The 16,447-nt window shown below is 68.3% G+C and carries 14 protein-coding genes; 3 read left to right on the top strand and 11 right to left on the bottom strand.

The annotated features are described in order from the left end of the window. Positions 1-2 precede the first annotated feature (2 nt). Entirely contained in the window at positions 3-1,211 is a 1,209-nt protein-coding gene (locus tag KY501_RS43575) for a cytochrome P450 (protein ID WP_224370296.1), read from the top strand. A 44-nt stretch (positions 1,212-1,255) separates the two neighbouring features. Then, the gene (locus tag KY501_RS43580; RefSeq protein WP_224370298.1) at positions 1,256-2,323 is read left to right on the top strand and encodes an NADH:flavin oxidoreductase/NADH oxidase; all 1,068 of its coding nucleotides are present in this window, start codon (positions 1,256-1,258) and stop codon (positions 2,321-2,323) included. A gap of 9 nt (positions 2,324-2,332) precedes the next feature. Here KY501_RS43580 and KY501_RS43585 read toward each other — a convergent pair whose 3' ends face one another. Genes KY501_RS43585 through KY501_RS43635 form a run of 11 tightly spaced genes read right to left on the bottom strand, consistent with a single transcriptional unit; the run spans position 2,333 to position 13,516 of the window. After that, positions 2,333-3,289, bottom strand: a complete 957-nt coding sequence (locus KY501_RS43585) for an NAD-dependent epimerase/dehydratase family protein (RefSeq protein ID WP_224370300.1) — start codon at positions 3,287-3,289, stop codon at positions 2,333-2,335. Between the two features lies 1 nt (position 3,290). Continuing rightward, on the bottom strand, positions 3,291-4,187 hold the full coding sequence (locus KY501_RS43590) for a polysaccharide deacetylase family protein (protein WP_224370302.1): 897 nt from the start codon (positions 4,185-4,187) through the stop codon (positions 3,291-3,293). Continuing rightward, the gene (locus KY501_RS43595; protein WP_224370304.1) at positions 4,184-4,738 is read right to left on the bottom strand and encodes a TIGR00725 family protein; all 555 of its coding nucleotides are present in this window, start codon (positions 4,736-4,738) and stop codon (positions 4,184-4,186) included. The genes KY501_RS43590 and KY501_RS43595 overlap by 4 nt, the downstream gene beginning before the upstream one ends. Beyond that, the gene (locus KY501_RS43600; protein ID WP_224370306.1) at positions 4,738-5,808 is read right to left on the bottom strand and encodes a YncE family protein; all 1,071 of its coding nucleotides are present in this window, start codon (positions 5,806-5,808) and stop codon (positions 4,738-4,740) included. Before KY501_RS43600 ends, KY501_RS43595 begins: the two co-directional genes overlap by 1 nt. Continuing rightward, entirely contained in the window at positions 5,799-8,120 is a 2,322-nt protein-coding gene (locus KY501_RS43605; RefSeq protein WP_224370308.1) for an arylamine N-acetyltransferase, read from the bottom strand. Before KY501_RS43605 ends, KY501_RS43600 begins: the two co-directional genes overlap by 10 nt. Further along, a complete protein-coding gene (locus KY501_RS43610; protein WP_224370310.1) occupies positions 8,117-9,058 on the bottom strand; it encodes a M20/M25/M40 family metallo-hydrolase in 942 nt (313 codons plus the stop codon). The genes KY501_RS43605 and KY501_RS43610 overlap by 4 nt, the downstream gene beginning before the upstream one ends. An 8-nt stretch (positions 9,059-9,066) precedes the next feature. Continuing rightward, complete coding sequence (locus KY501_RS43615) at positions 9,067-9,531, bottom strand: ATP-binding protein (RefSeq protein WP_224370312.1); 465 nt, start codon at positions 9,529-9,531, stop codon at positions 9,067-9,069. Beyond that, positions 9,528-10,289 carry a glycosyltransferase family 2 protein gene (locus KY501_RS43620; RefSeq protein WP_224370314.1) on the bottom strand — a complete coding sequence of 254 codons (762 nt, stop codon included), beginning with the start codon at positions 10,287-10,289 and terminating at the stop codon, positions 9,528-9,530. Before KY501_RS43620 ends, KY501_RS43615 begins: the two co-directional genes overlap by 4 nt. Then, the gene (locus KY501_RS43625; RefSeq protein WP_224370316.1) at positions 10,286-11,458 is read right to left on the bottom strand and encodes a hypothetical protein; all 1,173 of its coding nucleotides are present in this window, start codon (positions 11,456-11,458) and stop codon (positions 10,286-10,288) included. Before KY501_RS43625 ends, KY501_RS43620 begins: the two co-directional genes overlap by 4 nt. 15 nt (positions 11,459-11,473) lie before the next feature. Continuing rightward, positions 11,474-12,121 (bottom strand): DUF3332 domain-containing protein, encoded by a 648-nt coding sequence (locus tag KY501_RS43630; protein ID WP_224370318.1) that lies wholly within the window; start codon positions 12,119-12,121, stop codon positions 11,474-11,476. A 30-nt stretch (positions 12,122-12,151) separates the two neighbouring features. Further along, complete coding sequence (locus tag KY501_RS43635; protein WP_224370320.1) at positions 12,152-13,516, bottom strand: sigma 54-interacting transcriptional regulator; 1,365 nt, start codon at positions 13,514-13,516, stop codon at positions 12,152-12,154. A 173-nt stretch (positions 13,517-13,689) separates the two neighbouring features. Here KY501_RS43635 and KY501_RS43640 point away from each other — a divergent pair, with 173 nt between their 5' ends. Beyond that, positions 13,690-16,383, top strand: coding sequence for an amidohydrolase family protein (locus KY501_RS43640; RefSeq protein WP_224370323.1), 2,694 nt, complete (start codon positions 13,690-13,692; stop codon positions 16,381-16,383). Positions 16,384-16,447: the final 64 nt, after the last annotated feature.

The raw sequence follows: 16,447 nt of genomic DNA on the forward strand, positions 1-16,447 counted from the left end.
ACATGGGTGAGCGGCCAAATCTGCTGGATCCCGAGGTGCGGGCCAACCCGTATCCGCTCTACGCGCGGCTGCGGCAGGAAGCCCCCGTGTGCCAGGTGGACCCGCGAGGGATGTGGCTGCTCACCCGTCACGAAGAGGTTACCTTCGCGCTCAAGCACCCCGAGCTCTTCTCATCCTCGGCCCTGTCCCGAGCGCTGGAGGTGGGCTGGCTGGGGCGAGCCCATCCTCTCGCCTCCGGCATGTCCTTCGCGGATCCTCCCCGGCACGGGCGGCTGCGCGGGTTGGTGCAGCAGGCGTTCACCCCGGCGGCGCTGGCGGGGCTGGAGCCCTTTGTCCGCTCGGTGGTGGAGCCGCTGGTGACGAACCTTCTCGAGCGGCGGCAGGTGGACTTCATCCAGGAGTTCTGCATGCCGCTGGCCTCCAGCGTCATCGGCCAGCTGCTGGGGCTGGACACCTTCCTCTTCAAGCGGGTGAAGCGCTGGGCGGAGGTGGTGGCGGCCATGAGCTCCGTGTCGCCGCAGGACACCGCGCGCCAGGAGCAGGTGCGCACCTCCGTGGAGGAGCTGAGGGCCTACCTGGAGGAGGTCATCGACGCCCGGCGCCACCAGCCGCGGGAGGACACGGTGAGCGCGCTGGTCCAGGCGCGGGTGGAGGGCGAGGCGCTCACGCAGGAGGAATTGCTCAGCTTCCTCTTCCTGCTGCTGGTGGCGGGGATGGAGACGACGGTGGTTCTCCTGGGCAGCGCCATGCGGCTGTTGCGCGAGCGCCCCGAGGTGTTCTCCTGGCTGCGGGCCGACACCGGGCGGGTGCCTCGCTTCGTCGAGGAGGTGCTGCGCTACGAGCCTCCGGTGCAGGGGCCGCTGAGGGTGGCGACCCAGGAGGTGGAGCTGGCGGGCGTGCGCATCCCGGCGGGCGCGCTGGTGATGCCCGTGGTGGCCTCGGCGCTGAGGGACGAGCAGCACGTGACGGACGGGGAGCGGTTCGACCCGGAGCGGGACGGATACAGTCTGTTGGCGTTCGGGCACGGCATTCACTTCTGCCTGGGGGCGCCCCTGGCGCGGCTCGAGGCGCGGGTGGCGCTCGAGGTGCTGCTGCCCCAATGTGCAGGGCTCGGCGGAGAGTCGGAGCAGGTGGTTTGGAGCAAGGCACTCGCGATGCGAGGACCCGCGGTGCTGCCCATCGAGCTGTTTCCCGCCAACCAGCCCACGTGAGCCGAGCACCCTTCGGGGGGCCTCTGTGATAGCCGAGGGAGCCTATGAGCTCTCTGCTATTCACCCCGCATGCCCTGCGGGGCGTGACACTGCGCAATCGGATCGTCGTTTCTCCCATGTGTCAGTACTCCAGCGAGGACGGCTTCGCGGGGGACTGGCACTTCGTCCACCTGGGCAGCCGAGCGGTGGGTGGGGCGGGGCTCATCCTCTTCGAGGCCACCGCGGTGGTGCCCGAAGGCCGCATCTCTCCGCAGGATCTGGGCCTGTGGAAGGACGAGCACGTTGCGCCCCTGGCCCGCATCACGCGCTTCATCACGGAGCACGGGGCCGTGCCGGGAATCCAGCTGGCGCATGCCGGGCGCAAGGCCTCGACCGCGCGCCCCTGGGAGGGAGGGCGGGCGATTCCTCCAGGCCAGGTGGGGTGGAAGACCGTGGCCCCGAGCCCCCAGCCGTTCAATCCGGGAGATCCGGAGCCCGAGGCGCTCGATGAGGCCGGTATCGCTCGGGTGGTGAAGGCCTTTGTCGACTCCACGGCTCGCGCGCTGGCGGCGGGGTTCCGGGTGTTGGAGATCCACGCCGCGCACGGCTACCTGCTGCACGAGTTCCTGTCTCCGCTGACGAACCGTCGCAACGATGGGTATGGGGGCTCGTTCGAGGGACGGGTGCGCCTGGTGCGCGAGGTGGTGCGCGCGGTGCGCGGCCGCTGGTCTCAGGAACTGCCTCTCTTCGTGCGCATCTCCGCCACCGACTGGGCCGAGGGCGGCTGGACGCCGGAGGACTCGGTGGCCCTGGCTCGGCTGCTGGTGCAGGACGGCGCGGATGTCATCGATTGCTCCTCGGGCGGCATCGCTCCGGGGATCAAGATCGCCGCGGGCCCGGGCTATCAGACGCCCCTGGCGGAGCGGGTCCGGCGCGAGGCGGGCGTGCCCACGGCGACGGTGGGGTTCATCCGATCCGCCTACCAGGCCGAGCACATCCTGCGGACCGGGCAGGCGGACCTGGTGGTGCTCGCCCGGGAGTTGCTGAGAGATCCGTACTGGCCGCTGCGCGCCGCGCGCAAACTGGGCGTGGATGTGCAGTGGCCCGTCCAGTACCTCCGCGCGAAGGACTGAGCGTCTGGCTCAACCCGTGGTCCACCAGGCTTCGTCACGCTCCGTGTACCAGTGCACGGTGCGTGTGAGCCCTTGTTCGAAGGGACAGTGGCCCTGCCAGCTCAGGTCCCTCGCGGCGGCCGATGCATCGGCCTGACTGTGAGGGATCTCTCCGGCACGTCGTGGCTCGTGCTTCGGGAGGCGATCGCACCGGGTGGCTCGGGCGATGGCCGCGTAGACCTCGCGCACGCTGATCCGTCCGCCCATGGCGATGTTGTAGACATTGCCCGAGCAGGACTCGCTCGCCCCGAGCGCGCGCAGGCTCGCGGTGACGACATTGTCCACGTAGGTGAAGTCTCGTGTCTGCCCGCCATCTCCATAGATGATGGCGTCGCCTCCTCGGAGGCATGCCTCGACGAACCGGGGGATGACCGCCGCGTAGGGCGACTGGGGCCGCTGCCGGGGGCCGAACACGTTGAAGAAGCGCAGCCCGATCGTCTGCAGGCCATAGCTCCGGGTCCAGGCTTGTGCGAGCTGCTCCATGGCGACCTTCGTCGCCGCATAGGGGCTGCATGCCGCGACCGGATGCTCCTCGCGCATGGGGAGCCTCGGGTTGGCTCCGTAGACGGAGCTGCTGCTCGCGTAGATGACGCGGGACACTCCCGCGCCGCGTGCAGCCTCCAGCACGTTGAGCATCCCCACCACGTTGACGTCGATGACCGCCCGAGGCTCGGCCAGTGAGCGCGGGACCGAGTTGCGCGCCGCCAGGTGCACGATCGCATCGGCGTGGCGAGCGGCATGGGCGCACAGCTCGGGAGTCAGCACCGAGCCGATGAGCACTTCCAGCCGGGGTTCACGGGAGGGGAGATTGGCGGTCCGGCCCATCGACAAGTCGTCGAGGACGATCACCGAGTGGCCGTCCCCCAGCAGGGCCTCCACGACATGGGAGCCGATGAATCCCGCGCCGCCTGTCACCCATACGTGCATGTCACAGGACTCCGGGATGGGAAGGCGTGATGAACTCTCGGGGCAGCCGGAAGAGGGGAGCCTCGCGCGTGACGGTTCCTGGGATGCAGGTGAGCGCGCAGGTGGCTCCCGCTGCCTGGACCTGCTGTTCGGTGGCTGAGTCGAAGTCTCCGTCCGGATAGGCAAAGGGTGCTGGGCGCGCGTCGGACAGCCGGGCAATCCAGCTCAGCGAGGCGGAGATCTCGGAGGCGGCTTCCCGTGCTTCCATCTTCGTGAGGTGCCGGTGGCTCGTCCCATGAGCGCCGAGCCGGTGTCCGACCGAAGCCAATGCTCGGAGCTCTGCCTCCGTCGGGTAGAGCGTCCGCACCAGATCCGCGGGAGGCTCTACATCCAGTGCATGGGCCAGCAATCGGAGGAACTCTCTCTGCTCTCCGGGAGGACCGTGGGCAATCCGGCGCTTGAGGTCTCCCGTGATGAGCGCGAGCTTTCCCGCATCGGTCTCGAGCGAACCGTGCGTCAGGGTGCCATCCGAAAGCCGGAGCTCGAAGCGTGGGCGCCTCGCGTGGTCGAGCAGCCAGTAGAACAGGTCGACCGGATGGGGCTGTGCCGCCCGTTCCTGGACGAATGCCGGACACACCAGGAAGGTCGCGAAGACACGCCGGGCCTCGAGCGCTGGCACCACATGGTGGATCCACTCGCAGTAGCCATCGTCGAAGGTCAGCACCTGCCCCGGTGGGGGCGGTGCTCCCTCCATGACGGCCTCGACCACGTCCTCGAGTGAGCGCACCGGCTCGGAGTCCAGGAGCCGCTCGAACTCGGCGGGCGTCAGGGACGTTCCGCGCAGCCGGTAGCACGAGGGCCGGCCAAAGGCCGTGGGCTGGTTGGGGAGCACCCGGTGCAGCATGCACACGCGAGTCACCGGGCAGCCCTCGCCAGGAAGCCTGGGTTCCGGGCGGGAGCCGAGGCGAGGATCACCTCGAGTTGTTCCATGGCCTCCGCAGCGGACGAGGCCCTGGCGATGGGGTGCTCACCTCGGTGATCGAGGAACTGTCCTCCCAGCTGGGTGCTCCAACCACTGCCGACATCGAGCGCCACGACGGGGACCCGGTGCTGCCAGGCGAGGGCGATCTCGGACAGGGTGCCTGCTCCGCCGCCGATCGCGATCAGGGCGTCCGCCATGGCGACGAGTACGACGTTCCGCGCGAAGTTCATCCCCGTGGGCACGACGATGTCCACCCACGGGTTCGCGGCGCTGGCGTCCAACATGGGGAGCACGCCGATGGTGTCTCCATCACCGGCCCGCTTCGAGCTCTTGGCTCCGCGGGCCGCGGCGGCCATGACGCCGTCGAGTCCTCCCGTGACGACGCGGTGACCGTGATCGACGAGCAACTGGCCGACTTCCTCGGCGAGCTTCAGCGTCTGCTCGCTTTCGGATGCACCCCCCACGACAGCGATTTGCCTGCGACGCATCACCTGTGGCTCCGTGGTCGTGAGGCCTCCTCCAGCAGGAGGAGGCTGTAGAGTTTGGAGTGCCGCTCGTGATCGGAGAGATCCACCCGCGCGAGCAGCCTCCCATCCGAGAGATCCAGCAGCAGGAGAGAGGTCTCGGTTCCTTCCGGCTCCCGATCGGCCCAGCGATGGCGAGGCATGCGGCCCCGACGGACCTCCGTCAATCCCACCACCAGCCGCTTCCCATCCGTCCACAGCCCTCGGCACCAGCCCGCGTGGCCTGTGTCGAAGACACTCCGCCGCACCTCGGCCTTGTCTGTGACACGGCCATCGTTCAGGGGGGTCGCGCGAACGAGGCCATCGATGCTCGTGGTCCAGAAGGAACCGGCTGCGATGAAGCCGTCATGGGGATGGCTGCCCTCCAGCCTGAGCAGGGTCTCGAACGTTCGGAGGTCTCGCACCGTGCCGTCGTAGAGGCACGTCACCAGCGTCTGGAGCGGGGTGATGCAGACATGGTCGAGGTGGAGGTGATCCGGTACCTTCAGCCGGGCAAAGGGGCTGTCTCCCCGACGCTGGCCGAGGTCGTGGTAGCCGTCCTCCTCCGGTCCGCTCTGCCAGGGAGTGGGCTCCGCGCCATCCCAACCGGGGGCGAGCACGGCATCCCACTGGGGAGGGTCCTCGCCGTTCATCCGCTGGCGGTTGGCCCAGGCGGGCAGCACGGTCTGCGAACCGATGAAGCGCCCTGTCAGCTCGTGAATGTCCACGGAGCCGAGGCCCGTGTTCGCGATGTACAGGCGGTCCTCCGAGACCGCGACGTGGTGGAGATCATTGAAGCTCGGCTGATGCAGCGCTCCCGTCACCGTGGCGCTGACGGCGTCGATACGGACGATCGCGCAGTGAGCGGCGACGTACACGGTGCCGTCATTCGCCCTGCATCCACCCGCGAACCCCTTGCGTGGCACTCGGAGATGCGCAGGCGGGAACCAACGGATGAAGGGCTCCGCGCGCTCTCGCTCCAGGTCGACGTGCCAGATGACGCCCTCGCCAGAATCGTCGAAGTAACCGCCTGTCACGAGAAAGCTCAGGCCCATGCGGCCCTCCAGGCGGGCAGTGTCTCCGCCACGTGCCGTCCGAAGCGGGAGAGTTGCTCGGGGAGAGCAGGTGCCTCCAATGCGGAGAGGGCACCGACCAGTTCCTCCACCTGTTCCAGCGAGGCAAGGCAGTTTCGCGCGCTCGCAGCGTCCTCCGGCTCGTGCCACCACCAGGCTTCGGGGCGCGACAGCAGGCTCCGTGCCGCCGCCAGTTCGAGGCGCACGCCGCTCTGGCTTCGGGCGAGCAGTCCACGCCGCACGGCGATCTGTTGCTCGGCGTCGAGAGGTTCCAGGGAGCCGCCTCGCTCCAGGAGTCTCGCGAGCACCACTCCTCGCTCCTGTCCTTCCACGAAGCGGCGCAGCGAGGGGAGATCCACCTTGCTCTCCGCGAGAGGCGAACTGCCGTCTCCGGGCTGGCGGCCGTGGAGCAGATCGAGATCTGCCTGAACGAGGTGGAGCAGCGGATCTCGTGCGAAGAGGTGCGCCCAGAGTGTATCGGCGCGACGGGTCATGATGCCGTCCGCTCCGCGCATCACCGGGTAGGGAGCCGCCACGAGTGCATCCAGATCGAGGAACAAGGCATTGCCTCCGCGAGCGCGGCTGGGTGCCAGTGTCTCGAGGGGACGGTAGGTCAGCGGCCGGGTGACTTGATGCCCATGTGGCACCTGCGAGAAGGCCGCGCAGAGGGAGCGGAATGCCTCGCGGCCTTTCCAGGGAACAGGGGAGGGAGGCCACCAGGGGAACACCGCGTGAAGGTGCTCTGCCGAGCCCTGGGCATGGTCGTAGTAGTAGTCCCTCAGCTCTCGCGGAGCTGTGCCTGGGCGCCAGGGCGCGTCAGGAGGGAGTTCCACCATGGCCGAGAGATTTCCGGCCAGATCATGGAGCTGGACCTGGAGGGTGGCATAGCCGGGGATGGGCGGCTCTCCCGTGAAGGTCCCGAGCGCGACGGAGACCTCCGGATGCTCGCTCCAGAGCTGCTCAGCCCTGGCGAAGAGATCTTCTCCGTGCGTCGTCCGCAGTCCCTCGGGCATCTCGCAGAGCCGCTGGAACGTCAGATCGTCGTCCAGCATCCAGATGACGACAGGGGCTCCTCCGTCGCCCGGGTGAGGCAGGTCGAGGCAGCCCGTCCGGAGGTGCTCATGCAGGAGCGCAGTCTGCAGTGTGCGGGACGCCCCGATGGGAACGGGAATCGAGAGCTCAGAGGGGAGCAGGCTCAGGCGTTGGAAGGGGGTGAGGCGATCGAGTGTGTCATGTGAGCTCACTCGAACGGCTCGAATTCCCATCCGCCGTGCCTGCGCGAGGACGGCGTCCAGAGAACTGCCGTCTGGCTGAGGGCCGCTGTTGTCGAGAAGCAGGAGCCCCATCGAGTCGCGCGGGCGAGAGCTTCGTTCAAGCAACGTGTCCAGGGAGTGGAGCAGCGCGCTGGCACTCTCGGCCCGGCCGGTGACTGCCAGGGACAGGAGGAAGCGGAGCCTCTGCTGGAGTGGACGGGCTTCCTGTCGAGCGTTCAGGCCGCCTCTCAGGAGCGCCCCCCTGGCCTTCTCGATCAGGTTCTCGGGCAGCCCGAAGGTGATGCGCAGCAGCTCCGCCATCGGCTGCCAATCCGTCACGGGGCGAGTGCTCGTGAGCCCGCCTCCGAATCGCCGGTACTGACCGTCTTGGAGCACAGCCAGGGCCCATTCTGTCATCCGGACGGCGTGGACCCGAGTCAGCCTCTCGCCGCTTCGGTCAAGCTGCGTGCGGAGGAGGCGCTCGAAGGTGGCGTATGCGCGAGGCGCTGGATCGACGCGGTATACGGTCGCCACGCGTCCTCCAGGGAGTAGGCGGAGCAGCCGGTACCTTTCGGGCTCATCCTGTTCGAAGCGGAAGGATTGCCCCTGATGGGTGAAGGTCAGCGGGCCTCCCTGGAGGGGAAGAGGTTCCAGGAGTGGCAGGCCACTGCCGACGTCCACCAGGAACCGTCCTTCAGGCAACTGGACGATGCCGACGCAATGGTCCCCCGGCTCACCCATGCGGGCTGCGGCGAGCCACGACTCAAAGCCCAGTGCTTGCAGCAGTGACACAAAGGGAGGCGTGAGTTGGAGAGGACCGCCTCCCACGCCTGCGATGTTGCCCTCCACCGAGGCCTCGATAGGCGGGAGTTCGGGAGCGTTCCCTTCGCTGGCCAGGAGCGAGAGGTTGTGGAACGGCAGCGCGCGGAGGTGAGCCCGTTGCAGGCAGGCCAGCCCATTCAGGTCGACGGAGATGGCCGACAGGTGCAGGCGCGCGAGGTATGCATCCACCGTCGCGTTATCGAGCCGGGGCAGGTTCATGTCTGGCCGCGAGCCACCCGATCCACCCAGTGGAACACCACCTGCAACTCCTCGGCATGCAGGGGAAAGGTCCACAGAGGCACGGACTCGTTCGTCCCGTGGATGCGCGAGCGGGAATCATTCACACCCAGCGCGAGGTATCGCGCCCCCACGGGCAGGTTCCTGTTGAAGGGGCATCCGCCGTCGACGGCCGCCTTGTTCAGCCCACGCACCTCCAGCCGGGTTCCCACGCCCCACCGCCCCGCGAGCAGGCGCAGCGCCTGGAGCAGCTCATGCATGGACGCGTCCGGTGGCTTGCTCATGCCGGCCTCTGGCCCGAGGGTGCGCGCGATGAGCCGCAGCGTGCCATCCTCGGCATCGTGGTAGCCGGTCTCCTCCAACCAGAGTTCCGGCTGGAGTCCGGCAAGCCGCTCCCTCAGCACCAGGGACGACGCCACGGAGCCCGTCTCTTCCTCGCCCTGGATGAACCAGGTAAGGGCGGGAGTGCGCTCGAAGGATGCCAGCGCCACGAGGCGCGCGGCCAGAGGGCCCTTGTTGTCACCCACGCCATGCCCGGACCAGCGTCCTTGCTCCTCCGTCAGCACATGCGGCGGACTGGTCCAGCCGAGTTCCCCGTGGCGCAGGAGCGTCACATCGTAGTGGTTGTAGAGCACGACATGTCCCGCCAGTCCTCGCGAGGACCGATGGGCTTCGATGACGGCTGGCGCGTGAGGAAGCGGTTGATGGACCTTGCAGGTAAAGCCAATCGCTTCGAGGCGTTCGCACAGCCATTGGATGCAAGCGGGGTGGGCGGGGCTCCCGGGACTCGTGTCGAAAGCGAGCAGTTCCGCCAGGGTCTCTCGCGTCATCGGCAGGGGCGATGCCGTGTGGCGCGAACGCATGGGCGCTGTCACGAGCGGGTGGTAGCGCTGCGCGAGTGCCCTCTCTCCCGAGTCCATGGCAAGCTTTACCCCCCGGGCAGCCACGTCATGGGCAACCCCCGGTTCTTCCAATCACTATACCGATCATACCACCCACGAGCCTCTTCCATGCTCATGGAGCGGCTGCCCGGAGCATGTCCTTTCGGACGCTGGATGAACTGGCGCTCCCATTGCTCCAATGAAGGGAGCAGGAGGAGCACCTCCTCACCCGTGTGGAGAGGGAACAGATCCTCCTCTCGAAGGATGGCGGAGATGACCAGCAGCGGGGGAAGGTCATCATTGGCTGGGTCCAACTCCACCCGCCGGATGGCGTTCATGAGCAGACTTCGCGCCTGCATCATTCCCTTGCGCTGCCGTGAGGGATCCATCAAGGGCTGGAGCAGGTGCGAGAGTTCCAACACTCGAGGGGGATCGGGCTGCTCCAGCCGTTTCGCCGCCCAGGTGCTCTTGCCCGCGGCAGGGGGGCCGATCAACCAGAGGAGGCGCTTCAAGGGTCCACTCCGAAGAGCTGACGTGCGCGGGTCTTGAAGGCATCCACTCGCGCGGGCCCCATGGCCGTCGCGTGTTTGGCGAGGAAGGCGCGCAGTCCCTCCAGGTTGGTGGGCGAACCGGCCGTGGACAGTCGCAGTCCCGGATGGACGTGGAAGTGCACCCGAGGCTGCACGTTGCGCCCGTACTTCAAGTCCGCGAGGCAGGCCAGCCGGTAGCCGAGATCCATGTCATGGAAGGAGGGCAGTGCCGGATCGAAGCCGCCCACGCGCATGAAAGTGATTCGGGAGATGAACAGGTTGGAGCCGCGGATGCCTGGATTGCGGACCAGGAAGTCCTCGGGCTGAAGGCGCTCGGGTGGGATCTTCTCGGGGATGATCTCCTGCTGGCCTGCGTGCGGACCCTCCTTCACTTTCAGGAAGGCGGTCAGCACCAGCTCCAGGCCGCCCGTGAGCGCCAACTGCTCTGCCTCGGCCAGATAGTCCGGGTGCCACGTGTCATCGTCGTCGAGAAAGGCGAGGTACTGCCCGCGTGCTACGGATGCGCCTCGATTCCGGGCACGCGCGGCACCATGAGGCGCCTCGTTCCGCACCCGGGAGATTCCTTCTCTCAGAGAGAGTTCCAGAGGCTCGTCTCCATCGTCGATGACGAGCACCTCGTCCGGGTGGCGCGTCTGCGCCTCCACGCTGGCCAGAGCTCGCTGAAGCAGCTCCGGGCGGTGTCGCGTCGGGATGACGACCGAGAGCTCCGAGCCCTTCATGCCCGTCGCTCCTTCCTGGAAGGAAGGTCGGCCATCACGCGCCGGATCTCCGCGGCAGCCTCGGCGCCACCGGGCGGACCGAGCAGCTCCAGGAAGGACCGCTGTGCCTCCACGTGCCGCTTCAGCTCCGAGGGCTCACGGCGAAGCTGAGCGATCACCCGTTCACTGACGAGGCTCCTGGCCGAAGGGTCCGCGTCGAAGCGGGAGACGAGTTCCAACACTCGTGCTGTCCCCTCTGACTCGGGGGCCTGCGAGGAGATGGGCACGTCGGGATAGAGCTCCGTGAGGTTCAGGCCTCGCGGCGCCAGGCCATGCTCCTGGTACACCTCCAGTTGGAAGACCTGGGTCAGGTTCTGTGGCGGCAGGAAGCTGGTGGGCACGCCCTGGGAGAAGCCCTCGAAGGGAGCATTCAGGCCCGGAGCCGTGAGGAACTGGCTCGCGCCCGCCAGCAGGTCCAGGTACTGCTCCTGGGGAAAGGTCTCGACGCGGAGCCCTCCCTCCGCCCCGTGCTCGTGGATGCTCGAGACAGCCTGTGCGCCCGCGGCGATGATGACGGCCGCTGGAGCCCAGCCTGCCTTGGGGAGCAGCTCCCGGATCAGCCGGGTCATCGAGGAGGGATAGCAGGTGTTCCTTCCCGGGAGGATGTCGGGAGACTGGGCGCCGCCATAGTTCACCAGGAGCCGAGGGGAGCGCACCGCTCGCTCGCGCAGGGACGGGGGCGCGATGAGGGGCCCCACCACCCGAGGGCGAACCATCTCCGGCTCGTACCTCCTCACGGTCTCGGAGACGCCGGGGAAGTTCTCGATGATGTAGCTCCGCGCATGGCGCATGGCCGGGGTGAGCCGCCGCTTCATCCAGAAGAGGATGTCGATGAAGACCACGGGCAGGCCCAGCTCGAGCGCCAGGGGGATGTTCGTGTTGTTGGAGATGGCGAGGTAGAGGTCGGCGCTCGCCAGCACCGGAGCATGCCGGGCCACCGACTCTGGTGCCTTCACATCACAGGCGAGCACCTGGGAGAAGGTGGCCGGATCGCACTGCTCACGCGTGGGACCCGTGGCCAGGACTGTGAACCTGGCCTCCGGCAGTTCGCGCGCCACGGCCCGCAGCGCCGAGATGGACCCATAGCAGAACGGATTGGGATCGCAGACGATGTGCGGCCGTGCGTCCATCGGCTCGCGGCGGGGCTACTGCTCAGCGGTGCAGACCTGGGCCAGCCCCTGCGAGAGCGGCGAGACCTGGTTGTGGGCGAACTGCGCGAGTCCCTCGGCGCCCTCGCTGAGGAACAGCTGCCGCGCCTGGGCCACCGCCTCGGCCGAGTGCAGGGCCATGGTGTTGCCTGCGGCGTCCGTCACCGCCACCGCGCCGTCCGCCTGCTCGCGCGCCTGGATGAGCATCGCGCCGGCGTCGTCACGCACCGCCATGCCGTCATCGAGCGGCTCGAAGTAGCGCACCACTGGCGGCTTGCCCGCGCGCTCCAGCTCCATCTTCATGACGCCGGACTCGGGGTCGCGCGACAGGCGCAGCGTGTCCTCGGAGTTCAGCCGCACCACGCGCGTGTTGCCGTCCGGCGAATCCGTGCTGGAGACGGGGTTCTGGCCGGTCCAGAACTCGATGCTGTTGATGACGAGCGCGTCCACCAGCGAGCCGATCTCGTACACGGGGACGATGACCAGCACGAGGAACACCAACCACTGGATGAACTTGTTGGGCGAGACGTTCTTGTTGAAGTCCCAGATTGCCCGGGTGAGGGTGAACTTGCCGAAACACCCGGAGGCATGCACCGAGAAAAAGGCCAGGCACAGCACCACCAGCAGACGGGAAGCACGCTTCATATGGGGGATACCCCTCCAAGGGACAGCGGGTCAGTCCCCCTCACTCTGCACCAGCCCGTACTTGTGCAGAAGGGAATACAGGTGCTTGCGGTCCAGCTCGGCCTCGCGCGCGGCGCGCGCAATGTTGCCTTTCGTGCGTCCCAGCAGGCGCGTGAGGTACTCGCGCTCGAAGGCGCGGATGAGCTCGTCCTTGCAGGCCTTGAATGGGCCGGTGAACTCCACCGGCAGCGAGTCTCCCTCGGTGGCGGGGGTCTCGCGGGTGAACTCGCGCAGCAGCCCTTCCCCGGCCAGCTCGGGGATGTCCGCCATGTGCCGGGCGCGCTCCAGGGCGTTGCGCAGTTCGCGCACGTTGCCCGGCCAGGTGTGCCCCAGGAACTGCTCGCGCAGCTTCTCCGGCAGCCGGGTCCAGAGCCCCTCGCCCGCGAAGGCGTCCACCAGCAGGGGGATGTCCTCCTTGCGGTCTCTCAGCGGGGGCAGGCTCACGGTGAAGACGGAGAGGCGGAAGTACAGGTCCTCGCGGAAGCGGCCGGCCTGCGTCTCGGCCCACAGGTCCTTCTTGCTGGCCACGACGATGCGGGCGTCGAAGGACACGGGGCTCGAGGCGCCCAGCCGGCGGAACTCGCGATCCTCGATGGCGCGCAGCAGCTTGGGTTGCAGGTCCAGCGCCAGGTCGTCGATCTCGTCCAGGAAGAGGGTGCCGCCGTGGGCGCGCTCCAGGCAGCCGATGCGCTGGCTCACCGCGCCGGTGAAGGCGCCCTTCTCGTGGCCGAACAGCTCGCTCTCGATGAGGGAGTCCGAGACGGAGGCGCAGTCGAAGACGACGAGGGGGCCCGTGGCCCGGGGAGACAGCTTGTGGATGGCCTTGGCGGCGGCACCCTTGCCCACGCCTGTCTCGCCCACCAGGAGGATGGTGGAGTCCGTGGACGAGATGCGCTGCAGCAGGGCGAAGATCTGCCGCATGGGCACGCTGCGGCCCACGAGGTCTCCCAGGCGGTCCTCGGCGGACGGATCGATCTGGACGGGGGCGACCTGGGGGCTGAAGCGCAGGCGCACATCGCCCACTTCGAGCAGGGCACCGGGACGCAGGTAGGCCTCGCGCACCTGGGCACCGTCGAGGAAGGTGCCGTTGGTGGAGTCGAGATCCTGGACGAGGAACCGGTCTCCCTGGCGGCGGACGACCAGGTGGTTGCGGCTGACGGTGGGGTGGTCGATGACGACGTCGTTCTCGGGGGCCTTGCCGATGCGGAGCACCTCACCGGAGAGCGGGTAGACAGTGCCCGCGCGCTCGGTATCCAGCAGCACGAGGTGGAATTGTTGCGCGGCGAGCCGGTCCGCCTGCGCCCGTGCGCCGACGACGGTGTGCAGAGGAATGGGACCTGGAGGGACGGAAGACATGAACGCTGGGGATTGTAGTGGGCTTTACGACGAGTGGTGACTTCCCGGAAGCTGAGAATGTCCCGGCCCTCTTGACGGAGGGGTCGTCCCCAGGGCAGGCGAGCGGTGTACCCTCCAGGGTTCACCCTCAGGTTGACGTGGTGTGAGGCCGCACGTGGTAGAGGGGGCGCTGTATGCGCTACCTCTGGCTCCTGCCGCTGATCTTCTCCTGCGCCACCGTTTCTACCCCAACGTCCCAGTCTGATGTGGCGTTGCCGCCCCCCACTTCGACCGAGGCCTCTCGTACCTGGAGCCAGGCCCGGGCCGTCGTCATCCGCCATGCGACGGTGATGCCTGCCTCCGGGCCCTCCATCGAGGACGGCGCCGTGGCGTTCGTGGACGGCAAGCTGCTGGCCGTGGGCAAGAACGCTGAGGTCGCGACTCCTCCCGGCGCCGAGGAGATCGACGGCACCGGCCTCTTCGTCACCCCAGGCATCATCGATGCGCACAGCCACCTGGGCGTGTATTCGACCCCGGCCAGCTTCTCCAATGATGATGGCAACGAGTACACCTCGCCCGTGACGGCCGAGGTGGATGCCGAACACGGCTTCTGGCCGCAGGATCCCGGGCTGCGGCGCGCCGCCTCGGGAGGCATCACCTCCCTGCTCGTGCTGCCGGGCAGCTCCAACCTCATCGGCGGCCGGGGCTTCCCGGTGAAGCTGCACTTTGGCCGCACGGCAGTGGAGATGCGCTTCCCGGGCGCCAAGGACGCCCTGAAGATGGCTTGTGGTGAGAACCCTCGCCGCACCTACGGGGTCGAGCGCAAGACCGCCCCCCTCACGCGCATGGGCAACGTGGCAGGCTACCGCCAGGCCTTCGCCCAGGCTCGCGACTACCTCAACAAGCTCGAGGACTGGCAGCGGAAGCACTCCAAGAAGGCGGATGAAGCCGGTCCTCCTCCCGCGCGCGACCTGAAGTTGGAGACGCTCGCGGAGGTGCTGCGCGGCAACATCCTCGTCCAGAACCACTGCTACCGCGCCGACGAGATGGCCGTCATGCTCCAGGTGGCCGAGGAGAACGGCTTCACCGTTCGCGCCTTCCACCACGCTCTCGAGGCCTACAAGCTGAGGGATCTGCTCGCCGAGAAGCACGTCGCCGTGGCCACCTGGGCCGACTGGTGGGGCTTCAAACTCGAAGCGTGGGATGGCATCCCTGAGAATGCCGGTCTCATCTCTCAAGCCGGTGGACGCTCCGTCATCCACTCGGACTCGGCATACGGCATCCAGCGGCTCAACCAGGAGGCCGGCAAGGCGATGTGGCGGGCTCGCGAGTCCGGCATCCCCATCCCCGAAGAGGAGGCCCTGCGCTGGGTGACGGTCAACGCCGCCTGGGTCATGGGCGTGGATGACAAGACGGGCTCGCTCGAGCCGGGGAAGATGGCGGATGTCGTCCTGTGGAAGGGCCACCCTCTCAGCGTCTACGCGCGCGCCTGGCGCGTGTGGGCGGACGGCGTCGTCACCTATGACGCCGCCACCGGCCCCGTGGATGCCAGTGACTTCGAGGTGGGCGAGCGCGCGGCGACCTCGGCACGGCTGGTGGCTCCTCCTGCTGCTGCCCCTTCGCTGCAGGACCTGGGGCTCACCGCGCGGTGCGACGCTCTGAAGGATCGCTCCTGCGCCGAGCTCCTCCCCGTGGGTGCTGAGGCCTGCACGGCCTTCCAGGGCGTGACGGTCTTTACCGGCACTGACTGGATGAAGGACGCCTCGGTCGTCGTCGAGGGCGGCAAGGTGACGCGCGTGCAGTCCGGAGCGCAGGGGGCACTCCCGGCGGGGTGCCGCACGGTGGAGGGCAGGGGGCGGCTGTTGACGCCCGGCTTCATGGAGCCCTTCTCGGGGTTGGGCCTCACGGAGGTGCTGATGGAGGACTCCACCACCGACTACGGACCTCGCGGTGACGCGGACGCCCGGGAGCCCATCCGTGCGGCACAGCGGGCGGTGGATAGCATCAACCCGGCCTCGGTTCTCTACCCGGTGGCGCGCCAGGGAGGAGTCACCGCGTCGGCGGCGGTACCCGCGGGTGGACTCGTATCGGGACAGAGCGCCTGGGTGGCGACGGATGGCACCGTGCGCCGTTCGCTCCTCGCGCTCCACATCAACCTGGGCCTCGCCGGCCGCAACGCGTTGTCCAGCTCTCGCTCCGAGGTGCTCGAGCGGCTCCGCGAGCTGCTCTTCGATGCCCGCGAGTACGGCCGGCGCAAGGCGGACTTCGAGCAGAACCGCATGCGGCCAGTCACCGCCAGCCGGTTGGATCTCGAGTCGCTCCAGGACGTGCTGTCCGGCAAGCTGCCGGTGGTGGTGTACGCGTCCCGAGCCTCGGACATGCTCGCGGCGCTGGCGCTGGCCCGCGAGTACGGGCTCAAGCTCATCATCGCCGGGGGAGACGAGGCCTGGCGCGTGGCACAGGAGCTCGCGGCGGCGAAGGTGCCCGTCATCCTTCAGCCCACGCAGAACCTGCCCAAGGACTTCGACGCCCTGAGCAGCCGGCCGGACTGCGCGGTGCTCCTGCGCGCCGCCGGCGTGCGCGTCCTCTTCTCCACCCTGGGCGAGCCCCACCAGGTGCGCACGCTGCCTCAAGAGGTGGGCAACGCCGTGTCCTGGGGGCTGCCGCACACCGAGGCGCTCCAGGCCATCACCTCGAGCGTCGCCGACACCTTCGGAGTCGAAGGCGGGCGCATCGCCCCGGGTGCCGTGGCGGACCTGGTCCTGTGGAACGGAGATCCGCTGGAGTCCTCCAGCCGCGTCTTGGGGATGTGGCTGGCCGGCAAGCAGGTTCCGCTCGTCAGCCGCCAGCAGGCCCTCTTCGAGAAGTACCGCGTGATTCCCAAGTGACGGCCCTTCGATGGGCCGTTCTGCAGAAAGGCCGAGGCCGCCCTCCCGGAAGGAGAGCGGCCGC

The organism is Hyalangium versicolor (assembly GCF_020103695.1).
In the GTDB taxonomy this organism is placed as follows: Bacteria; Myxococcota; Myxococcia; order Myxococcales; family Myxococcaceae; genus Hyalangium; species Hyalangium versicolor.

Bases quoted from the DNA above. Each gene is read 5' to 3' on its own strand.
- KY501_RS43575 (WP_224370296.1), top strand. From the start codon at position 3: ATGGGTGAGCGGCCAAATCTGCTGGATCCCGAGGTGCGGGCCAACCCG.
- KY501_RS43580 (WP_224370298.1), top strand. From the start codon at position 1,256: ATGAGCTCTCTGCTATTCACCCCGCATGCCCTGCGGGGCGTGACACTG.
- KY501_RS43585 (WP_224370300.1), bottom strand. From the start codon at position 3,289: ATGCACGTATGGGTGACAGGCGGCGCGGGATTCATCGGCTCCCATGTC.
- KY501_RS43595 (WP_224370304.1), bottom strand. From the start codon at position 4,738: ATGCGTCGCAGGCAAATCGCTGTCGTGGGGGGTGCATCCGAAAGCGAG.
- KY501_RS43600 (WP_224370306.1), bottom strand. From the start codon at position 5,808: ATGGGCCTGAGCTTTCTCGTGACAGGCGGTTACTTCGACGATTCTGGC.
- KY501_RS43605 (WP_224370308.1), bottom strand. From the start codon at position 8,120: ATGAACCTGCCCCGGCTCGATAACGCGACGGTGGATGCATACCTCGCG.
- KY501_RS43610 (WP_224370310.1), bottom strand. From the start codon at position 9,058: ATGGACTCGGGAGAGAGGGCACTCGCGCAGCGCTACCACCCGCTCGTG.
- KY501_RS43620 (WP_224370314.1), bottom strand. From the start codon at position 10,289: ATGAAGGGCTCGGAGCTCTCGGTCGTCATCCCGACGCGACACCGCCCG.
- KY501_RS43625 (WP_224370316.1), bottom strand. From the start codon at position 11,458: ATGGACGCACGGCCGCACATCGTCTGCGATCCCAATCCGTTCTGCTAT.
- KY501_RS43630 (WP_224370318.1), bottom strand. From the start codon at position 12,121: ATGAAGCGTGCTTCCCGTCTGCTGGTGGTGCTGTGCCTGGCCTTTTTC.
- KY501_RS43635 (WP_224370320.1), bottom strand. From the start codon at position 13,516: ATGTCTTCCGTCCCTCCAGGTCCCATTCCTCTGCACACCGTCGTCGGC.
- KY501_RS43640 (WP_224370323.1), top strand. From the start codon at position 13,690: ATGCGCTACCTCTGGCTCCTGCCGCTGATCTTCTCCTGCGCCACCGTT.